Source organism: Flavobacterium sp. CAN_S2, from assembly GCF_015752255.1.
Classification (GTDB): domain Bacteria; phylum Bacteroidota; class Bacteroidia; order Flavobacteriales; family Flavobacteriaceae; genus Flavobacterium.
Map to the genome: position 1 here is coordinate 1,358,622 of NZ_JADOVA010000001.1, position 20,103 is coordinate 1,378,724.

At 35.6% G+C, this 20,103-nt stretch carries 18 protein-coding genes and 1 pseudogene; 15 read left to right on the top strand and 4 right to left on the bottom strand.

The annotated features are described in order from the left end of the window. Positions 1-10: 10 nt before the first annotated feature. Entirely contained in the window at positions 11-2,071 is a 2,061-nt protein-coding gene (gene metG / locus IWX80_RS06170; protein ID WP_196852608.1) for a methionine--tRNA ligase, read from the bottom strand. Between the two features lie 219 nt (positions 2,072-2,290). Here metG and IWX80_RS06175 point away from each other — a divergent pair, with 219 nt between their 5' ends. The 9 genes from IWX80_RS06175 (at position 2,291) to proC (ending at position 10,955) form a co-directional block, all read left to right on the top strand. Then, positions 2,291-2,998: a hypothetical protein gene (locus tag IWX80_RS06175; RefSeq protein ID WP_196852609.1), complete on the top strand. Its 708-nt coding sequence runs from the start codon at positions 2,291-2,293 to the stop codon at positions 2,996-2,998. Between the two features lie 150 nt (positions 2,999-3,148). Then, entirely contained in the window at positions 3,149-3,319 is a 171-nt protein-coding gene (locus tag IWX80_RS06180) for a hypothetical protein (protein ID WP_196852610.1), read from the top strand. A gap of 68 nt (positions 3,320-3,387) precedes the next feature. Continuing rightward, positions 3,388-3,927, top strand: coding sequence for a DMP19 family protein (locus IWX80_RS06185; protein WP_196852611.1), 540 nt, complete (start codon positions 3,388-3,390; stop codon positions 3,925-3,927). A gap of 270 nt (positions 3,928-4,197) precedes the next feature. After that, positions 4,198-5,469 (top strand): serine--tRNA ligase, encoded by a 1,272-nt coding sequence (gene serS, locus IWX80_RS06190; protein WP_196852613.1) that lies wholly within the window; start codon positions 4,198-4,200, stop codon positions 5,467-5,469. Positions 5,470-5,562: 93 nt separating this feature from the next. After that, positions 5,563-7,338, top strand: coding sequence for a tetratricopeptide repeat protein (locus IWX80_RS06195; protein ID WP_196852614.1), 1,776 nt, complete (start codon positions 5,563-5,565; stop codon positions 7,336-7,338). A gap of 70 nt (positions 7,339-7,408) precedes the next feature. Further along, the gene (locus IWX80_RS06200; protein ID WP_196852616.1) at positions 7,409-7,720 is read left to right on the top strand and encodes a DUF4286 family protein; all 312 of its coding nucleotides are present in this window, start codon (positions 7,409-7,411) and stop codon (positions 7,718-7,720) included. A gap of 173 nt (positions 7,721-7,893) precedes the next feature. Continuing rightward, positions 7,894-8,673: a 16S rRNA (adenine(1518)-N(6)/adenine(1519)-N(6))-dimethyltransferase RsmA gene (gene rsmA / locus IWX80_RS06205; protein WP_131907873.1), complete on the top strand. Its 780-nt coding sequence runs from the start codon at positions 7,894-7,896 to the stop codon at positions 8,671-8,673. Further along, complete coding sequence (mgtE, locus tag IWX80_RS06210) at positions 8,663-10,015, top strand: magnesium transporter (protein WP_196852618.1); 1,353 nt, start codon at positions 8,663-8,665, stop codon at positions 10,013-10,015. The genes rsmA and mgtE overlap by 11 nt, the downstream gene beginning before the upstream one ends. A 163-nt stretch (positions 10,016-10,178) precedes the next feature. Beyond that, positions 10,179-10,955 carry a pyrroline-5-carboxylate reductase gene (gene proC, locus IWX80_RS06215; protein WP_196852620.1) on the top strand — a complete coding sequence of 259 codons (777 nt, stop codon included), beginning with the start codon at positions 10,179-10,181 and terminating at the stop codon, positions 10,953-10,955. Between the two features lie 246 nt (positions 10,956-11,201). Here the strand turns inward: proC and IWX80_RS06220 are convergent, their stop codons facing one another. Beyond that, positions 11,202-11,651 (bottom strand): PA2169 family four-helix-bundle protein, encoded by a 450-nt coding sequence (locus tag IWX80_RS06220; RefSeq protein WP_196852621.1) that lies wholly within the window; start codon positions 11,649-11,651, stop codon positions 11,202-11,204. A gap of 334 nt (positions 11,652-11,985) precedes the next feature. On the opposite strand from IWX80_RS06220, the gene IWX80_RS06225 reads away from it, so the two are divergent. Together IWX80_RS06225 and IWX80_RS06230 are read left to right on the top strand one after the other, a co-directional pair. Continuing rightward, positions 11,986-12,393 carry an MFS transporter gene (locus IWX80_RS06225; RefSeq protein WP_196852623.1) on the top strand — a complete coding sequence of 136 codons (408 nt, stop codon included), beginning with the start codon at positions 11,986-11,988 and terminating at the stop codon, positions 12,391-12,393. Between the two features lie 108 nt (positions 12,394-12,501). Beyond that, positions 12,502-12,882: a Dabb family protein gene (locus IWX80_RS06230; protein ID WP_196852624.1), complete on the top strand. Its 381-nt coding sequence runs from the start codon at positions 12,502-12,504 to the stop codon at positions 12,880-12,882. Positions 12,883-12,996: 114 nt separating this feature from the next. Here IWX80_RS06230 and nhaA read toward each other — a convergent pair whose 3' ends face one another. Continuing rightward, positions 12,997-14,166, bottom strand: a complete 1,170-nt coding sequence (gene nhaA / locus IWX80_RS06235; RefSeq protein WP_196852625.1) for a Na+/H+ antiporter NhaA — start codon at positions 14,164-14,166, stop codon at positions 12,997-12,999. Between the two features lie 145 nt (positions 14,167-14,311). Here nhaA and IWX80_RS06240 point away from each other — a divergent pair. Both IWX80_RS06240 and IWX80_RS06245 read left to right on the top strand, forming a co-directional pair. Continuing rightward, a pseudogene (locus IWX80_RS06240) lies at positions 14,312-15,250 on the top strand (2-hydroxyacid dehydrogenase); the annotation flags it as partial. Between the two features lie 457 nt (positions 15,251-15,707). Next, positions 15,708-15,989 (top strand): TM2 domain-containing protein, encoded by a 282-nt coding sequence (locus IWX80_RS06245; RefSeq protein WP_113635993.1) that lies wholly within the window; start codon positions 15,708-15,710, stop codon positions 15,987-15,989. 149 nt (positions 15,990-16,138) lie between these two features. Here the strand turns inward: IWX80_RS06245 and IWX80_RS06250 are convergent, their stop codons facing one another. Beyond that, entirely contained in the window at positions 16,139-17,941 is a 1,803-nt protein-coding gene (locus IWX80_RS06250) for a GNAT family N-acyltransferase (RefSeq protein WP_113635995.1), read from the bottom strand. Between the two features lie 115 nt (positions 17,942-18,056). Here IWX80_RS06250 and IWX80_RS06255 point away from each other — a divergent pair, with 115 nt between their 5' ends. Together IWX80_RS06255 and IWX80_RS06260 are read left to right on the top strand one after the other, a co-directional pair. Then, entirely contained in the window at positions 18,057-18,818 is a 762-nt protein-coding gene (locus tag IWX80_RS06255) for an exodeoxyribonuclease III (RefSeq protein ID WP_196852626.1), read from the top strand. 164 nt (positions 18,819-18,982) lie between these two features. Beyond that, positions 18,983-19,924 carry an OmpA/MotB family protein gene (locus tag IWX80_RS06260; protein ID WP_196852627.1) on the top strand — a complete coding sequence of 314 codons (942 nt, stop codon included), beginning with the start codon at positions 18,983-18,985 and terminating at the stop codon, positions 19,922-19,924. Positions 19,925-20,103 lie beyond the last annotated feature (179 nt).

Genomic DNA, 20,103 nt, shown 5'->3' on the forward strand with positions numbered 1-20,103 from the left:
GATTGGTTTTTTAATTTATCGTCTCTCCATTGGCAACGCCATCTGTATCCGGATTTACAAAAACCAGTTTCCCTTCAGCGTTTGTTGTCATTAAAATCATTCCTTGACTTTCTACGCCACGAAGGTTTCTCGGAGCCAAATTCACTAAGACAGTAACTTTTTTCCCTACGATATCTTCTGGTTTGAAACTTTCGGCAATTCCAGAAACGATTGTGCGAACATCAATTCCGGTGTCTACTTTTAAGATCAAAAGCTTGTTGGCTTTCGGCATTTTTTCAGCTTCCAAGATTGTTCCTACTCGGATATCCATTTTGGCAAAATCCTCAAATTGAATCGCTTCTTTCTGTGGTTCTGCAACTTTATTTTCTGCTTTGTTAGCCGTTTTAGTTGCTTCCAATTTGTCTATTTGTTTTTGGATTTCTTCGTCTTCAATTTTAGCAAACAATAATTCAGCTTCCCCAATTTGGTGTCCAGCCGGAATTAAATCAGAATTTTGAGCAATAGTATTCCAATTCAACGGACTTTCTATTTTTAGAATTCTTGATAATTTTTTTGCGGTAAAGGGTAGGAACGGTTCGCAAAGTGAACTCAACGCAGCTGCAATTTGCAACGCCACATACATTTGTGTTTGTACACGTTCCGGATTGTCTTTTATCACTTTCCAGGGCTCTTCATCAGCTAAATATTTATTTCCTAAACGAGCCACATTCATCAATTCGCTCAACGCTTCACGGAATCTGTAACGCTCTAAAGAACTTGAAATAACCGCTGGATACGCTTTCAATTCAGTCAAAGTCGCTTCGTCAACTTCCGAAAGTTCGTTAGGTTGAGGTACAATTCCGTTGTAATATTTATTGGTTAATACCACTACACGATTAATGAAATTCCCGTAAATCGCTACCAATTCATTATTATTTCTCGCCTGAAAATCTTTCCACGTAAAATCATTATCCTTTGTTTCCGGTGCATTTGATGTCAACGCATAACGCAAAACATCTTGCTGATTCGGAAATTCTTCTAAATATTCATGCAACCAAACTGCCCAGTTTTTAGAAGTCGAAAGTTTGTTTCCTTCCAAATTCAAGAACTCGTTCGCAGGCACATTGTCTGGTAAAATATAACTTCCTTCGGCTTTCAACATCGCAGGAAAAATAATGCAATGAAAAACAATATTGTCTTTCCCAATAAAGTGAACCAGTTTCGTGTCTTTATCTTTCCAATAAGGTTCCCAATCTTTTCCTTCGCGCAAAGCCCATTCTTTCGTAGATGAAATATAGCCAATCGGCGCATCAAACCAGACGTATAATTTTTTTCCTTCGGCACCTTCAACGGGAACATCAATTCCCCAATCCAAGTCACGAGTTACCGCACGAGGTTCTAAACCACCGTCAATCCATGATTTTACTTGACCGTAAACATTCGGTTTCCAGTCATTTTTATGTCCCACGAGAATCCATTCTCTCAAGAAATCTTCATAACGATCCAAAGGCAAAAACCAGTGTTTCGTAGATTTCAAAATAGGAGTTTCTCCCGTTATTGTCGATTTTGGGTTGATTAAATCCGTAGCATTCAGCGTCGAACCACATTTTTCACATTGATCACCGTAGGCTTCTTCGTTACCGCATTTTGGGCAAGTTCCCACCACAAAACGGTCAGCCAAGAATTGATCTGCTTTTGCATCATACAATTGCTCGGTCACTTCTTCAATAAAATCGCCTTGTTCATACAGTTTTCTAAAAAATTCGGAAGCCGTATCATGATGAATTTTCGCCGAAGTTCTGGAATAATTATCAAACGAAATTCCAAAATCCGAGAACGATTTACGAATGATTCCATCATATTTGTCGATTACTTCCTGTGGCGTAATGCCTTCTTTTTTGGCTTTCATCGAAATCGCCACGCCGTGTTCGTCACTTCCGCAAACAAACAAAACGTCTCTTCCCTGCAATCTTAAGTATCTGGAATATATGTCCGAAGGCACGTAAACACCCGCCAAATGGCCAATGTGAATCGGTCCGTTCGTATAAGGTAATGCCGCTGTAATCGTATATCTTTTTGGATTCTGTATCATAAAATTATTTTTAGATTCTGAAATTAATTCAGAACGAGCTGCAAAAATAAGCAATAGAATTTTTATTTGAAGCTATTTCCCGCTATCCATTGCAATCTTTTACTTTTTAAAGAAAAAAGTAAAAGGATTTTCATTGCTATCAGGGCTAAGAATATGGGGTGTCAAACCGTTTTTATGTAAATAATTACTTATTTTTGATTCAAAGCTAAAATTCAAGTCATGAAAAAAAATATAATTTTATTAATTTTTTTATCTGTTCTACTAGGATGTTCGTCCAAAATCAAATCAATTACTGAATTTTCTAATCAAGATGGTATTCTAAGTAAAAACAGAACTGCAGAGTTTGATAGGGAAGGAAATAAACTTTTAGAACAAAATTTCGGAAATGAAAGAGCTAATCGAATTACTAAATCAGAGTATGAAAATGGACTGAAAATTCTTGAAATTGATTGTGATTATTTTCAAAAACAAGACACTTGTGTTCTGCGACAATTTTCGAAATTTGAATATGATAGTAATAATAGATTAATAACTGAAACTAAATTTGAAGAAGATTCAGCAACACGATTTATTCGTAACCATCTATATTTTAAGGATATGAAAGTTGAAAAAACGATGACATGGGGAATGATTGCTTCAAAGCAGCCGGACTATAACAAGGGAAGAGTATATGTAGATACTATTTATTACGATAAGTTAAGAAGAAAAATAAAAATAATTTCTGGTAGTCCAGATTTTAGTAAACCATATATTGAAATTTATAAATATACAAAGAATGGATATTTAAGAGAATTAAAAGGGACTTATAATAACGACACGGTTCTTTCTTACAAGTACAATAAGCTCCAAAAAAAGGCAATTAAAAATAAAATTGATTTTGATTTTGGGGACATGAAAAAGAATAAGTATGAATTTGAGTATTATTAAGTGAATAGTAAATTGCCCAACTATTTGTGAAATTGCTAAGTAGTAATCAGTTTCAATAAGCGATGTTGTTATTTGATAGAGTTGATTTTATCTAATTGTAAACATCTGTTTTTTTATATTTGTAAATATAAATACATTAGCTTATAAACCATGGCAAAAGGACCCGAAAAAAATACCAAAAACAAGGCTTTGCATACCAAATTGCTAAATCGGAAAAAGACTAAACTTCAAGAAGAAGAAAAAGAAAAAGTAGCACGTTTGAAAGCTTTGGTTACAAAAATGAATCAGAAAAAGAATAGTAATGAATCTGATAGCATATAAATCGCATTGTATTTCATTTCTGTTTTTATTTACCCGAAATTTGCAACACATATTCAAATACAAAACAAATGGAATTCGGTAGAATAATTATTTCAGAAACAGCCTTTAACAGTGAAAATCTCCAAGATGTAATTCACTCTAATATTTCGGTAATCAACTTGATGCGTGAGGAAGGCGTGAATGATGATTTGATTCACGAAGATGCTATAATGAGTTATTATTTAGATTATTATACATCACAATATACTGAGGGAAATTTTGCTCAGTTTGTACACAATTCGGGTTGGGATAAAGAGCTGAACGAATTAATAGAGGAAGGTTTGGCTTTGATTGGCGCCGAAAAGCATTTGGAATTGTTCCAACAGCAATCCAAAAAAGTAAGATTAATGAGCAGCGTCAAGCTGAATAAGTTCCTGAAAGGGAAACTGGAAGGCGTAAATCCCATCAGAGATTTGCTCAACAACGACACTTTTTTCGAAATAGATGAAAACCTAGTTACGTTGAATGCTACTTTTTTAAAAACACACCCAGATTTCGAAGTGCTTTCTGTAGACGACATGTTTTCAGCTTTAGAAGAATTTGTGGGGCACGAAATTACAAGAGAATAGCAAATTTATTTTTTAAAAACATAGAAACATAGTTTTGAGTTTATTAAAAAGGCATTTCATTTTTAGCTAGAATGCATAGCTATGTAAAAATGAAATGCTATTAAATTCTTCTTAGTCCTAATTTTTCTATGATTCTATGTGTTTAAAAAAAGCCCATTGCATTTGAATTAGGATATTCTCCTTTTCCTCAAAACTTTGTCTTATAAGTCCCAAACATTTCCTTAAATTTGCTTCCATTATTATAAAAGTTAGCGTTAAAAAAATCAAGCTATGTTACAAATCGCATTTATTAGAGAGAATCAGGAAAAAGTAATCACCGCTTTAGCAAAGAGAAACATCGATGCTACAAGTGTTGTTGAAGAAGTGGTACAACTGGACGAAAAACGTCGCGCTACGCAAGTGGAGCTAGACAGCATTTTATCCGAATCTAATAAATTATCCAAAGATATTGGCGAATTAATGAAAGCGGGTGAGAAATCTAAAGCAGCTATCTTAAAAGAAAAAACCGTTTTAAACAAAGAGAAAAGCAAAGCTTTAGCGGAAACTGCTGATGCACTTGCCGCTGAACTTTTAGAGAAACTATATACCTTACCCAATCTTCCTGCTGATATTGTTCCTGTTGGAAAAACACCGGAGGAAAACCTAAACGTTTTTGAAGAAGGGGAGATTCCAGTTTTGCATGAAGGAGCGCAACCACATTGGGAATTGGTAAAAAAATACGACATTATTGATTTTGAACTTGGGGTAAAAATCACGGGTGCTGGATTCCCGGTTTATAAAGGAAAAGGAGCACGTTTACAACGCGCCTTGATCAATTATTTTTTGGATAAAAATACCGCTGCCGGTTACAACGAAGTTCAGGTTCCGCACATGGTAAATGAAGCTTCGGCTTATGGAACAGGACAATTGCCGGACAAAGAAGGGCAAATGTACCATGATAAAACCGATGATTTATACCTAATTCCAACGGCTGAAGTTCCAGTAACGAATTTGTTTCGTGATGTAATTCTTAATGAAAATGAATTGCCAGTTTTAACTACGGCGTATACGCCTTGTTTCCGTCGTGAAGCAGGTTCTTATGGAGCGCATGTACGCGGATTGAACCGTTTGCATCAATTTGACAAAGTGGAAATTGTTCGTGTAGAACATCCTGATAAATCATACGAAGCTTTGGACGGAATGGTGGAACACGTGAAAAGTATTTTACAAGAATTGAAATTACCATACAGAATATTGCGACTTTGTGGTGGCGATATGGGTTTCACATCGGCTTTGACGTATGATTTCGAAGTGTTTTCTACGGCGCAGGATCGTTGGTTAGAAATTAGTTCGGTTTCTAACTTTGAGACTTTTCAAGCCAATCGTTTGAAATTACGTTTCAAAGATAAAGACGGAAAAAACCAATTGGCACACACCTTAAACGGAAGCGCGTTGGCTTTGCCAAGAGTTTTGGCTGGAATTTTAGAAAATTACCAAACTCCGGAAGGAATCGTAATTCCGGAAGTATTGCGTCCGTATTGCGGATTTGATATTATAGATTAATTAGTGTTCAGTCCTCAGTGATCGGTGTTCAGTTAGCTTTTTGGACAATGCACCGTTTGGCAAACTGAACACTGAATACTGAACACTTTTAAGATGAAAAATATTTTTCTACATATTACCCTGTTTTTTTCATTGTTTTGTTTTTCTCAAAACGAACAGTTAGCGCAGTATTATTATGATAAAGGTGATTTTGAAAAAGCAAAAATCAGCTATGAAGAATTGCTGAAAGAAATTCCGTTGAACTCCCAATATTTTTTAAGAATAATAGATTGTTCGCAGCAATTGCAGCAGTTTGAAAGTGCTGAAAAAGCCATTCAAGAACGATTCAACAAGTACAATCAAGGGAATCTTCTGGTGGAATTGGGCTATAATTTTCAGTTGCAAAAAAATGATGACAAAGCCAAGATGTACTACGAACAGGCTTTGGAACGAATCAAAAAAAATCCAAATGAAGTCTATGGAATTTCAAATTCTTTTGAGCGAAAAGTGTTGCTCGATTACGCGTTAAAATCCTACCAAACCGCTTCGGCATTAGAACCAAATTTCAATTTTAATTATCAAATAGGATTGCTTTACGGACAATTGTCTAATATGGAAATGATGATTTCCACTTTTTTGGACGAAGCGTTTGCGAATCCTCAAAATTCCATTAGAATCCAAAATCAGCTAGTTCGTTTTATGGTGGACGAAGGCGATGCAAATTTCAATGAATTGTTGCGCAAAGCATTAATTGTTAGAACACAGAAAAATCAAGATATTTTTTGGAATCATTATTTGAGTTGGTTTTATGTACAGCAAAAAGAGTTCGAAAAAGCATTTATCCAGGAAAAAGCCATTTACAAACGCAATCCGGAATCACTTGCTAATATTGTGAATTTGGGGCAACTCGCAATTGATGAGGAGAATGATGAAGCGGCTAAGGAAATTTTAGGATTTGTATTGGAAAACACACAGGATTTAGAATTGCTGATACAGGCAAATTCCTATTTGATGTCCATGAAAATTAAAAAAGCATCCCAAAATGATTTTGCAGTCATCAGCACAGAACTAGACGGTTTGTTGAAACAATTTGAAATAAGTCCTTTTACCTTATCTTTGCAGCTGATTCAGGCACATTTCACGGCATTTAATTTAAAAAATCCAGAAGAAGGAAAGGCAATAGTCAAGAAAGCATTGGGATTGCAATTGAATGATTATGATATAGCCAATGCCAAAATGGAACTGGCAGATATTTTGCTTTTCGAGGAAAAATTCAATCAGGCTTTGATATATTATTCGCAGATAGAATTGGATTTGAAGAATGATGTAATGGCTCATGAAGCGAGTTTGAAAGCCGCAAAGACTAGTTATTTCAAAACCGATTTTGCTTGGGCATTGAAGCAATTTAAGGAATTGAAATCAGCCAATACGCAGTTGATTGCGAATGATGCTTTGGAATATTTTCTGTTAATAAATGACAATACCGTAGCCGATTCAACACAAACGGCTTTGAAGCAATTTGCTAAAGGTGATTATCTATTATATCAAAACAGGAATCAGGAAGCGGTAACACAGTTTCAATCGATTTTGAAAAATCACAAGGGACAGGAAATAGAGGCCGTGACCTTGCTGCGATTAGGAAAAATATATGAAAATAAAGGTGATTTTGCTTTGGCTTTAAGCCAATACCAAACCATTATTGACCAGCACAGCGACGGAATTTACATAGATGAAGCGTTGTATTTTTCGGCAGAAATTTATAACGAGCAATTGTTGCCTGAAAAAGCGAAGCCACTATATGAAAAGGTATTGTTCAATCATCAGGACAGTATTTATTTTGTAGAAGCAAGAAAGAAATTCAGACAATTGCGAGGAGATACTAATTTATAAAACAGATTGTTTAGATTCTTGGATTTTTTGAAAAAGTCTAATAATCTAAAAGTCTAATAATCTAAAAAAAATGATACTATACAACGTTACCACAAACATACACGAAAGCGTTCACGATCAATGGATGATCTGGATGCAACACAAGCACATTCCTGAAATTTTGGCTACGGGAAAATTCTCTTCAGCACGAATGGTACGAGTTTTAATTGAAGAGGAAATGGGAGGAGTTACGTATTCCGTTCAATATTCAACGGACAGCAAAGAAACTTTGGAGAAATATTATCAGGAAGACGCACCTAGTTTTCGGGAAGAAGGATTAAAATTATTTGGAGATAAAATGCTGGCTTTTAGAACGGAATTGGAACTTATTGCTGATTATTAGAGTCATTGTAAGGAATAAAGCAATTATATTTAGTTGTGAGTGTTCCGTCTGCAAATAATAAATCTTGAAATCACAATTTGCGATCTCCAATTTGAAATAAAATACACTTTGTGCCTAAGTGCCAAAATAAATCTAAAATAAAGCGAGATTGCTTCGTGCCTCGCAATGACAACATGGAAAAAGTAACAGCCAAAAAACACCTCGGACAACACTTCTTGAAAGACGAAAGCATTGCAAAAGACATTGCTGATACGTTGAATTTAGAAGGCTATGATGATGTATTAGAGATAGGTCCGGGAATGGGAGTTTTAACAAAATATTTGTTGGATAAACCGGTGAATACCTACGTTATTGAAATCGATACGGAATCAGTGACGTATTTGGACCAAAATTATCCAAAATTAAAAGACAGAATCATTTCTAAAGATTTTTTGAAGTATGATATTAATGAAACTTTTGAAGGGAAACAATTCGCTATAATTGGGAATTTTCCGTATAATATTTCGACTCAAATTGTGTTCAGAACTTTGGAATACCGTGACCAGATTCCCGAATTTGCAGGGATGTTCCAGAAAGAAGTAGCGCAACGTATTTGTGAAAAAAAAGGAACAAAAGCTTATGGAATTCTGTCAGTTTTGGTTCAGGCTTTTTATGATGCGGAATATTTATTTACGGTAGATGAAAATGTTTTTATTCCGCCACCAAAGGTGAAATCAGGTGTTTTACGTTTGCGCAGGAAGAAAGATTACAGCTTGCCTTGCGGCGAAAAATTGTTTTTTACGGTAGTAAAAACTGCTTTTCAACAACGACGCAAAACGTTACGAAACAGTTTGAAAACCTTAAATTTGTCGGATAGTTTGAGAGAAGATGAAATTTTTAATCTTCGACCAGAACAATTAAATGTAGAACAGTTCATAGAACTCACCCAAAAAATAGAAGCCGATGGAGTTTAAAATCAGCAAAGAATTAATACAAGAATTAGAGCAGCTCATTCAAAATAAAAACGACCAGCAACTGGAAGTGTTATTGAATGATATGCACCATGCTGATATTGCTGAAATTCTTGATGAGCTTGATTTTAATGAAGCGACCTATATTTTTAAAGTTTTAGACAGTGAAAAAACTGCCGAAATCCTTCTGGAACTAGAAGATGATTTGCGGGAAAATATATTAAGCAGGCTTTCGCCAAAAGAGATTGCGGAAGAATTAGATGAGCTGGAAACAAATGATGCAGCCGATATTATTGCGGAGCTTTCCAAAGATTTGAAAGCTGAAGTAATATCAGAACTTCAGGATGTTGAGCACGCCAAAGATATTGTTGACTTATTGCGTTATGACGAAGATACCGCAGGTGGAATCATGCACAAGGAATTGGTTAAAGTCAATGAAAATTGGAATGTACTCACTTGCGTAAAAGAGATGCGCATTCAAGCCGAAAATATCTCCAGAGTACATTCGATTTATGTGGTGGATGATGAAGACCGACTGAAAGGGCGTTTGTCTCTGAAGGATTTATTGACCACTTCTTCGAGAACACCAGTTAGTGATGTTTACATTCGAAAATTAAACTCGGTAAAAGTAGATACCGAAGATGTTGAGGTTGCCCGAATCATGCAAAAATACGATTTAGAAGCAATTCCTGTCGTAGATGAAATGGGACGATTAGTAGGAAGAATTACCATTGATGATATTGTGGATGTTATCAAGGATGAAGCGGATGAGGATTACCAGTTGGCAGCGGGTATCTCGCAAGACGTTGAAGCGGATGACAGTATTTTCGAACATACTAAAGCACGGTTGCCTTGGCTAGTTTTGGCTCTTTTGGGTGGTTTTATCTCCGTAAAAGTGCTCGGATTATTTGAAGGAGCAATGCTTCTGCATGGAAACTTATTCTTTTTCACGCCGCTTATTGCTGCAATGGCAGGAAATGTTGGGGTGCAATCCTCCGCAATTATTGTACAGGGTTTGGCAAACAATACCTTGAGCGGATCCTTGTTTAATAGATTGGTCAAAGAAGTGTCACTAAGTTTATTAAACGGACTGATTTTGGCTACGATATTGTTTTTAGGAAGTCATTTTCTGTTGAATGTCGAATTGATCATTGGAGTTATTGTTACTATAGCATTGATGTCGGTAATTATTATTGCTTCATTAATAGGAACTTTTGTTCCGTTACTGTTGGATAAATTTGGTATTGACCCCGCTTTGGCGACCGGACCGTTCATCACAACAAGTAATGATATTTGTGGAATTCTAATTTATTTTTCGATAGCAAAAATGATTTTAGGGTTTTAAAATAGAAGCAAGAGAATAGAATAAAGAAGATAGAGAATAAAATCCATATTAAAATTCAAACAGAATAACTAAAACAACTAACTATAACTACACAACCAACACTTTTCTTTAACAACTTACTTTCATTTGGATACTGTTAGGGAGAGGAAAAACCACAACCAGCATGAAAGTACACATCATTGGCGGCGGGAACTTAGGTGTTTCTATCGCATTAGGATTATCAAAATTTTCACCAGAAAATCAAGTCACTATAACCCGAAGAAACACATCCAGTATTCTGTACCTTGAAAAATTAGGTGCTACAGTTTCCACGAATAATATCCACCAGATTCAGGAAGCCGATGTCATTATTTTGACCATAAAACCATATCAAGTAGATACCGTTTTAGCCGAAATTTTGCCTGTAATTTCGAATAAAGTCATTGCTTCGGCGGTGAGCGGCTTATCCATAGAAAATTTACAAAACAAAATCGGCACTGCTAATAGTGCGATCCGAATAATGCCCAATATTGCGGCTCAGTTTGGCGCATCAGCTACTTGTATTGCGTTCCACGAAAAAGACAAAGAGAAGGGACAAGACGTAGTTTCCCTTTTTCAGAGTTTGGGAACTGCTCCTATTATTGACGAAAAACTGATGGATGCCGCAACCGTTTTGGCGGCAAGCGGAACTGCTTTTGCATTGCGCTACATTCGCGCTTCGATGCAAGCCGGAATCGAAATAGGATTTGACTGGCAGACCGCCTTAGCCATCTCAGCACAAACCGTAAAAGGTGCTGCCGAAATGCTATTAGAAGAAAAAGTACACCCGGAACAATTAATTGACCGTGTGACCACGCCACAAGGCTGTACCATAGCCGGATTGAACGAAATGGAAATGCATGGATTCAGTTCGTCTTTGATACGCGGAATCAAAACGTCATTGAAACAAATCAAGGGATAAGTTTAATTTGAGCTAGTTCTGCTCCTCAAACCAGTGTTTAATATTGCGTAAACTTCAGCTGTTGTGACGAGTCAATTTATAAAGGTTCAAAAATAATTTCCCATATAGAAATTGCTTAGCCATTAATCAAGATTCTGATATTTAGTATCTTGATTAATGGCTAAGCAATTTTTTTACTTGAAATAAATATAACCAACTGGGTAGTAAAATTAATTTTGACTGATGCCCGTTACAACAAACAAAAATTTAAGCCATAAGATTGCTTAAATCTTTTATTTTTTGGTAGTTTGCTTTTATAGCAGCATGTTGTTCTTTAATCATCATCACTTGTTCTGAAGATAAATCTTCAGCATGAGCTAATGCGTCATCGTAGGTTTCAAGTGCAGCCTCTTCTCCATATTCACATGAATTGATTATCGCTTTTCTGTCGCTACCTGTCATGGCAGATTTAATATCCATCCATACTCTAAACAATTTACCTGATGTAGTTGTTCCTTCAGTTGGTGTTCCGCCTAATCTTTTTACTTCCGCAACAAGATCTGATTTACATTTTAAACTTGTTTCAGTAAAATGAGAAAACAATGTTTTCAAATCTGTTTCATCAGCCTCTTTTGAAGCAGTTTCGTATCCTTGGATTCTATCGTTGTTGATTTGGATTAACGAATTTAATATGTCAATTGATTTTTCAGTGTTCATCTTTTTTGTATTTATTGAGTGAATTAATTTTCACATACACAAATATCAGCATACTTTACAATATAACTTTTACACAATTTTTTTTAAAATTTGTAACATTGACACATTGTTAAGTGTTTGACATACAGAATTTAAAGTGTAAAGCCGTGAAAATCTTTAATTCTGAATTCAATATATTAGTTGTGCGCATAATACTTTACACGAGAAATCATTTTATAAAATAAATCTTATATTTGACAAAAAATGCAGTGCTTCACAGAGCATTCGTAATATATGCTGCGCAAATGTCTTTGAATTTGAGTCTGCGATCACTTAAACTTTAAAAATAAAAAAAATGAACGAAAAAATTAAAGTGCTTCAAATTATTCATCTTGGTATTTGTGCAGGAACTATAGTTGCTTATTTATTTGTAGGAGATTTTTCGGTTGAAATTCTAAATGTTCCGTCTATTGATTCTTCAGATTTGATATATTTTGCGATACCAATTTTAGCACTTTTCCTGAGCAGTTTTTTATTTAAATCACAACTTAAACAAGTCAACGCAAAATTAAAACCAGAAGATAATCTGCCTATTTATCAAACCGCTTCAATAATACGTTGGTCTGTTCTTGAATCTGCGGCACTGCTTATTTTGTTTTTAAAACCTGAATTACTGGTTATTGGAATACTGATGATTATTTATCTGGTATCTTTAAGGCCAACGGAGGATAAAATTGTTAGCGAGTTTTCTAAAGTAGTATAGCGGTAATTATTTTTTTTAGCAAAAGGTTCATCACATAAACTACGTAATGCCAATATTTCGTTTTCGTTTATAACATTCAAATAAATCTTATATTTGGAAAAAACTACCATGAAAAAACTTCTTCTATTAACGCTTATTTTAATTTCAAGTTACACTGTAAACGCCCAACAAAATAAGCAAAAACAAATGCTTAGGCATGTAGTAATGTTTGGTTGGAAACCGGGAACTGATGCCGCTGCAATTGAGAAAGTGGTAACTGCTTTTGGAGACTTGGAACATAAAATTAAATTAATAAAAGCGTATGAATGGGGAATTAACAACAGTCCTGAAAACTTGAATAATGGCCTGACGCATTGTTTTACTCTAACATTCAAAAGTGAAGCCGATAGAGATGCATATTTGATTCATCCGGATCACAAAGCTTTTGTGGCTGTTTTGAGTCCGGCACCGGATAAAGTCACCGTAGTAGATTATTGGACAAATAAGTAAACAGAAAGACACAATCTATATAATGGTTTTAGTTTTTAAATAAAATTTAAACTAACATAAAAAAAGCTTCATTTAAGAGATTAAACGAAGCTTTTTTTATGAAATGAATTATAGTTAAGTTCTATTAGATTGTTTTTTTGTTTTAGCAGGTTTCAAATTAAATTTCAACCATAAAAAACCAATGGTTCCTGCTATAAAGGAAGCGACCAGAATCGCAATTTTTGAATATGTAATTACTTCTTCTCCATCGTTTTTGAAGGCAAGCAATGTGATAAAAATTGACATTGTAAATCCTATTCCACCCAGCATTCCTGCACCTAGAATAGTGCTCCATTTTAAATCTCTTGGCAGCGTACAAATCCCTAAACTCACGGCAAGGAATGAAAATAACCAAATTCCTAATGGCTTTCCTACCACAAGACCTAACATAATTCCAATCGTGTTGGGATGATTCAATCCCTCATGCCAATCGGAGTTTATGGCAATACACGTATTGGCTATGGCAAATAACGGAAGGATGAAAAACGCTACCGGATAATGTAAAAAATGCTGTAATCGATAGGAAGATGTCTTCTTGCCTCCGTCACCAAACGGAATTACAAAGGCTAATAATACTCCGGTTACAGTAGCGTGAACTCCTGAATTTAGCATGAAATACCACATTGCAGCACCACCAATTAAATACGGAATAAGACTGTGTACTTTTCTTCGGTTCAGGATAAACAAACCACCCATGATGGCAAAAGCAATCAGCAAATTCATATAGGCAATGGTTTCCGTATAAAATATGGCAATTACCATAATAGCGCCTAAATCATCAATTACTGCAAGTGCGGTTAGGAAAACTTTCAACGAGGTAGGAACACGATTTCCTAAAAGAGACAAAATACCAATTGCAAAAGCAATATCTGTCGCCATAGGGATTCCCGCTCCGTTTTGTGTGATAGTTCCAAAATTTAATAATAAAAAGATTCCTGCCGGGACAACCATTCCTCCCAAGGCACCAAAAATAGGCAATGCCGCGTTTTTTATACTAGATAATTCGCCTTGATACATTTCGCGTTCTAATTCTAAACCAATGAGCAGAAAGAAAATAGCCATTAAGCCGTCATTAATCCAGTGTGTAATGGAATGGCTTCCAATATTAGTTCCCCAAAAAGCAATGTATTCATCTTGAACGGATGAATTGGCCAATAGCATGGAAATTATGGTAACGAATAGTAATAAGAGTCCGCCTGATTTTTCGCTTTCAAAAAAAGCTTTGAAGGTTTTTGTCAATTTCATTTTTGGATTTTAATTTATTCTAAAAATAAGATTTAGAAAAAAAAATTATAAAACGCTAATTTACGATTTTACGAGCTAATTTCCTCCGATAAATCAATAAACCGTAATTTTTTTGTTAATTTGAAGAATCAAAAACCGAACAATTATGGATATCAAAATCCTTCATATAGACAGTAATCATCCCATACTTTGGGATCAGTTGCAGCAATCTGGATTTATAAATCACAGTGATTTTTCCTCTTCAAAAGAAGAAATTGAGGCCAAAATTCAGGATTATCATGGAATCGTGATTCGAAGCCGATTTAAGATTGATAAAACTTTTTTGGACAAAGCCACTAATTTGCAATTCATCGCTCGAGTTGGAGCCGGATTAGAAAGTATCGATTGTGATTATGCAACATCCAAAAATATTACGCTTATCGCTGCTCCCGAAGGAAATAGAAATGCCGTTGCCGAACATACTTTAGGGATGATTTTATCTCTTTTTAATAAATTGAACGAAGCTGATCGCGAGATACGAGAGGGACACTGGAACCGGGAAAGCAACCGCGGCCATGAACTCGACGGAAAAACGGTAGGGATTATTGGTTACGGAAACATGGGAAAATCATTTGCGAAAAAACTCCGTGGTTTTGATGTGGAAGTGCTTTGTTATGATATTCAGGAAAATGTGGGTGACGCCAATGCAAAACAGGTTTCTTTACAAGAATTGCAGCAAAAAGCAGATGTAGTAAGCCTGCATATCCCTTGGACTCCGGATACTGATAAAATGGTAGATGCTGATTTTATTAAGGGATTTACCAAGTCGTTTTGGATTATAAATACATCTCGGGGCAAGAATATTGTCACTGCCGATTTGGTTGCAGCCATGCAATCCGGGAAAATTCTCGGTGCTGGTTTGGATGTTCTGGAATATGAAAAACTATCTTTCGAAACGCTGTTTAAAGATAAACACACACCGGAGGCTTTTCAATATTTGTTGAAAGCCAAGAATGTGATTTTGACACCGCATATTGCCGGTTGGACTTTCGAAAGTCATGAGCGATTGGCACAGATTATTGTTGATAAAATAAAAGCAAAATATTTTGGTCAAGCCAAAGTTGAAGCGCTTGAACAACGCGTTACCGGAATTGGCGGTTTCTTTTTTAAATCAAAAAACTCTAAAGAATTGGTGGCTTGGTACGGGAAACATTTGGGTTTAAAAACCGATGATTATGGTTCTACTTTTTGGTGGAAGGATAAAGAAGGAAATGACTGTTCAACCCAGTGGTCGCCATTTGCGGAGGACACCACTTATTTTGCGCCAAGCGAAAAACCGTTCATGCAAAACTTCCGAGTACATGATTTAGAAGGTTTGTTAAAAAAATTATCGGATGAAGGTGTAACAATTGTGGGTAATATGGAGACTTATGAGTATGGAAAATTTGGTTGGATAGTAGATTCCGAAGGAAACAAAATCGAACTTTGGGAACCAATTGACGCCGCGTTTCAATAAAATTTATATTTTTAACCACTGAAAAACAACCTTATAACTGCAATTTATGGAAAACTCGAAAATTGAAGAATGGAATAATCCGCGGCCGGTTCGTCAGGATAATAAAAAACTGCCTGCTGGAATTTTAGCGATACTTTTAGGTCCTTTAGCAATCCATAAATTCCTTTTGGGATATACCACTGAAGGGATTATCTGGTTGGTGATAAGTCTTTTTACCTGTGGAACGGTGACGTATATATTAGGTATTATTGAAGGAATAATTTATCTAACAAAATCTGATGAAGAGTTTTACCAAACGTATCAAGTTGGTAAAAAAGCTTGGTTTTAAAACATGAAAAATCCCGTCTCGTCCTAAAAGACGAGACGGGATTTTTCATTGTCTCTAAATTTTATTTGCCAAGAATTTCATTAATAGCCACGAATTAATTTTGTGCAAATTTGTGGAATTCGTGAAAATTATTTCATTTCATGCTGAAATTAATCTTCTTTATCTGCTAATTTTCGTTCTAGTTCTTTCTGAAACTCTTCCATTACGGGTTTCATGGTGCTTTCCGGAATATCTGCAATTCGGATGTACATTAATCCGTCAACGGCATTATTAAAAAGCGGATCTACATTAAACGCTACTACTTTTGCATTCTGTTTGATGTATTTTTTAATCAAAACGGGTAAACGCAAACTTCCCGGTTCCAGTTCATCTATAATTTTATCAAACTTATTCAAATCGGATTCGGCTTCATCAAAAATGAAATCCTTATCGGCATCTTTTAGTTTAACTTTATACGCTTTCTTCGGGTGAATGTATTGTGCAATATATGGATCGTAATAATTGGATTTCATGAATTCAATCATCAGCGATTTAGAAAAATCTGAAAATTGATTGCTGATACTAACGCCGCCCAATAAAAATTTATGTTCTGGATAACGTAAAGTTGTGTGCATAATTCCTTTCCAAAGCAGGAAAAGCGGCATTGGTTTCTGCTGGTATTCTTTGATGATAAAAGCTCTTCCCATTTCTATGGATTTGTGCATCATATCATGCAATTCTGGTTCAAATCGGAATAAATCGTTGAGGTAAAAACCATTTATACCATATTTTGGATAAATTTCTGAACCCAATCCCATTCGGTACGCACCAGCAATTTTATTAGCTTCATTATCCCATAAAAATAAGTGATGGTAATATTGATCGTGCTTGTCTAAATCAATAGATTCATTCGTTCCTTCGCCTACTTCTCTAAAAGTTATTTCTCGAAGACGGCCTATTTCATGAAGGATATTTGGTATTTTTTTTGCTTCTGCAAGAAACACTTCGTAATTTTTACTTTGTAAAAGGCGACAATCTGTACTTCGCAAAGCATCCACTTCTTTGGTCATTTTGTCTTGACTGGCAGCAGTGACAATTGTTTTTGGGCTTTTAGGAATTTTTAAAGTAGGCGTTGGCAAAAAAGGAATTTCTTTCTCGAAAGGATTGGCCAACATGTATGTTTTTTTTCTTAGAAATTCAGAGTATTCCTCTAGAGTCTTGTGCTCGTTTTGTTCGCTTACTGAAATTGGTTTTCCAATGCGCACTTTAATCACACGATGTTTTTGACTAAACACTTCCGACGGCAGTTTTGCCGTTCTAAAAGTCCCGCTAATTTTAGAAAGCAAATAAAATAACCGACTGTTTTTAGCGTGAAAATAGATTGGAACAACAGGAACTTGGGCTTTTCTAATGACTTTGATGGCGCCTTCTTCCCAAGGTTTATCCACCATTAATTTCCCGTCTTTGTAAGTAGAAACTTCACCTGCAGGGAAAATACCTAACGGTTTGCCATCACTCAAATGACGAAACGTTTCTTTTAATCCTACCACACTCGATTTTGTATCCTTGTGATTTTCAAAAGGATTTACCGGCATGATGTATTTCTTGAGCGGCTCAATGCGATGCAAAAGAAAATTGGCGATAATTTTGAAATTTGGTTCTCTTTCCAGCATCAATTTCAATAACAAAACCCCATCAATTCCTCCCAATGGATGATTTGAAATCGTGATATAAGCACCTTCCTTTGGCAAACGTTTTAAATCCTCTTCGGGAATTTCGAATTTTATTTGTAAATCATCAAGAATGCCATTCAGGAAATCAACTTCCGTTAAATGTTTATTTCTATCGTATACTTTGTTTAAAGTGGAGATTTTTAGCACCTTCATCAGCATCCAGCCGGAAAAAGTACCTAAAACCCCGTACTTATCAGCATTTATTGCTTTTGCAACTTCTTTCGCGGTTACTAAACCCATGTATTTTTTGTTTTTTTAGAGCAAGAAACAAAGATAGCAAAAAACTCCATTTTCTCTATTTTTCTCCATCAAACTTCTACTTTTTTGTTACATTTGGAAATCAAAAAATACTTTAATGAGAATAATTTCATACAACGTAAACGGAATCAGAGCAGCCATTTCTAAAGGATTTATCGACTGGTTGCAACACGCAAATCCCGATATTATTTGTCTTCAGGAAATTAAAGCAACCGAAGATCAAATTCCGGTCGAAGATATTGCAAAAGCGGGATATCCGTATCAATATTATTATTCTGCAACCAAAAAAGGGTATAGCGGAGTGGCTATACTTTCTAAGATCAAACCCAATAATGTCGTTCATGGCACGGGAATTCATCACATGGATTTTGAGGGAAGAAACCTCCGCGCTGATTTTGATGGATTTTCTGTAATGAGTTTGTACTTGCCATCGGGGACAAATATCGATCGATTGGACCATAAATTCACGTTTATGGACGATTTTCAAAACTACATTGACGAACTCAAAAAAGAAACACCAAACCTAATTATTTGCGGGGATTACAACATTTGCCATGAGGCAATCGACATTCACGATCCTGTCCGAAACAAAAATGTTTCTGGATTTTTACCACAGGAAAGAACTTGGCTCGACGGATTCATGAAGTCCGGATTTGTGGATAGTTTTCGCCATTTCAACAGTGAGCCGCACCAATATACATGGTGGAGTTACCGCGCCGGAGCCAGAGGAAACAACAAAGGTTGGCGCATCGATTACAATTTAGTCAGCGATTCTTTAAAACATAAATTGAAAAGAGCCGTTATTTTATCAGATGCCGTGCATTCAGACCATTGCCCGATTTTGGTAGAAATAGAATAACGTTTTCAGGAGCTATTTCCCGTCTCGTACTAAAGACGAGATTACAATCTTTTCTCTCGTTAAAAAACTGGAGAAAAGGATTTTCACCAATATTGGGCTCATTCGAATACATTTTGAATTTTTGTATTCAAAACAACATTAGAAACAATATAAATACCAACAAAATGATTAAAAGAGTTTCCATCGGATTATTAATTCTGGCGCTTTCAACTTCTTGTGTATCCAAGAAAATATACAATGATTTAGAAAGTAAATATGCCGATTCCAAAAAAGAAAACAGAAATTTAGCAGACGAAAATGCCGATTTGCTGAAAGCTAAAAACCAATTAGAATTAGACCGCGACGGTTTGAAAAATGATTTGAGTAAATCCAAAGCGGAATTGGATAAATTGAAAGCAGATTACGTCGCAGCGCAAAATAAATTCAAAGTCCTGCAGGACTCCTACGCCGCTTTAGAAAAAAATAGCGGTGATGCTTTGCAAAGCAACATGAAGAAAAATCGTGATTTGCTGGAGCAATTAGACGAAAAAGGAAAAGCATTGGCACTAGAACAAGACCGATTGAGCAAAAGCGCACAACGTTTACAGGAATTAGAAGATTTGATTGCTGCTAAAGAAGCCAGCATGAAAAAACTAAAAGAAACCTTGTCTAAAGCCCTGAACAGTTTTGAAGGAAAAGGGTTGACAGTAGAGCAAAAAAACGGAAAAGTGTATGTTTCTATGGAGAACAAACTACTTTTCAATTCGGGAAGTTGGGCGGTAGGTTCCGAAGGAAAAAAAGCAGTTGTAGAATTGGCAAAAGTTTTGGGTGACAACCCAGACATATCAGTACTGATCGAAGGTCATACGGATGATGATGCGTTTACAGCTTCTGGACCAATTGCCGATAATTGGGATTTATCAACCAAAAGAGCCACGGCAATAGTTGCTATTTTGAGTGAAAACAAAAAAATCAACAAGCAAAATCTTACTGCGGCAGGAAGAGGAGAATTCTCCCCATTAGTAAGCAATGCAACAGCCGAAGGAAAAGCTAAAAATCGTAGAATTGAAATCATTCTAACGCCAAGATTAGACGAAATTGCGGAAATGTTAAATGAGATTAATTAAGGTTCAAAGTTTCAAAGATAGAAAGGTTCAAAGTATTACTTTGGACCTTTTCTTTTACCGCTAATTCGCTAATTTTATCTTTTGATAGAAGAATTTTAAATTCGCAAATTTGCGGTTGTATTTTTTGAATATCTTGTAAACGTTTCTCAATTTTCTGTTAACACTAAATAGTAACCACA

Bases quoted from the DNA above. Each gene is read 5' to 3' on its own strand.
- IWX80_RS06255 (WP_196852626.1), top strand. From the start codon at position 18,057: ATGAGAATAATTTCATACAACGTAAACGGAATCAGAGCAGCCATTTCT.
- rsmA (WP_131907873.1), top strand. From the start codon at position 7,894: ATGGAAAAAGTAACAGCCAAAAAACACCTCGGACAACACTTCTTGAAA.
- serS (WP_196852613.1), top strand. From the start codon at position 4,198: ATGTTACAAATCGCATTTATTAGAGAGAATCAGGAAAAAGTAATCACC.
- IWX80_RS06260 (WP_196852627.1), top strand. From the start codon at position 18,983: ATGATTAAAAGAGTTTCCATCGGATTATTAATTCTGGCGCTTTCAACT.
- IWX80_RS06175 (WP_196852609.1), top strand. From the start codon at position 2,291: ATGAAAAAAAATATAATTTTATTAATTTTTTTATCTGTTCTACTAGGA.
- IWX80_RS06230 (WP_196852624.1), top strand. From the start codon at position 12,502: ATGAAAAAACTTCTTCTATTAACGCTTATTTTAATTTCAAGTTACACT.
- IWX80_RS06245 (WP_113635993.1), top strand. From the start codon at position 15,708: ATGGAAAACTCGAAAATTGAAGAATGGAATAATCCGCGGCCGGTTCGT.
- nhaA (WP_196852625.1), bottom strand. From the start codon at position 14,166: ATGAAATTGACAAAAACCTTCAAAGCTTTTTTTGAAAGCGAAAAATCA.
- IWX80_RS06180 (WP_196852610.1), top strand. From the start codon at position 3,149: ATGGCAAAAGGACCCGAAAAAAATACCAAAAACAAGGCTTTGCATACC.
- mgtE (WP_196852618.1), top strand. From the start codon at position 8,663: ATGGAGTTTAAAATCAGCAAAGAATTAATACAAGAATTAGAGCAGCTC.
- IWX80_RS06185 (WP_196852611.1), top strand. From the start codon at position 3,388: ATGGAATTCGGTAGAATAATTATTTCAGAAACAGCCTTTAACAGTGAA.
- proC (WP_196852620.1), top strand. From the start codon at position 10,179: ATGAAAGTACACATCATTGGCGGCGGGAACTTAGGTGTTTCTATCGCA.
- metG (WP_196852608.1), bottom strand. From the start codon at position 2,071: ATGATACAGAATCCAAAAAGATATACGATTACAGCGGCATTACCTTAT.
- IWX80_RS06200 (WP_196852616.1), top strand. From the start codon at position 7,409: ATGATACTATACAACGTTACCACAAACATACACGAAAGCGTTCACGAT.
- IWX80_RS06250 (WP_113635995.1), bottom strand. From the start codon at position 17,941: ATGGGTTTAGTAACCGCGAAAGAAGTTGCAAAAGCAATAAATGCTGAT.
- IWX80_RS06220 (WP_196852621.1), bottom strand. From the start codon at position 11,651: ATGAACACTGAAAAATCAATTGACATATTAAATTCGTTAATCCAAATC.
- IWX80_RS06195 (WP_196852614.1), top strand. From the start codon at position 5,563: ATGAAAAATATTTTTCTACATATTACCCTGTTTTTTTCATTGTTTTGT.
- IWX80_RS06225 (WP_196852623.1), top strand. From the start codon at position 11,986: ATGAACGAAAAAATTAAAGTGCTTCAAATTATTCATCTTGGTATTTGT.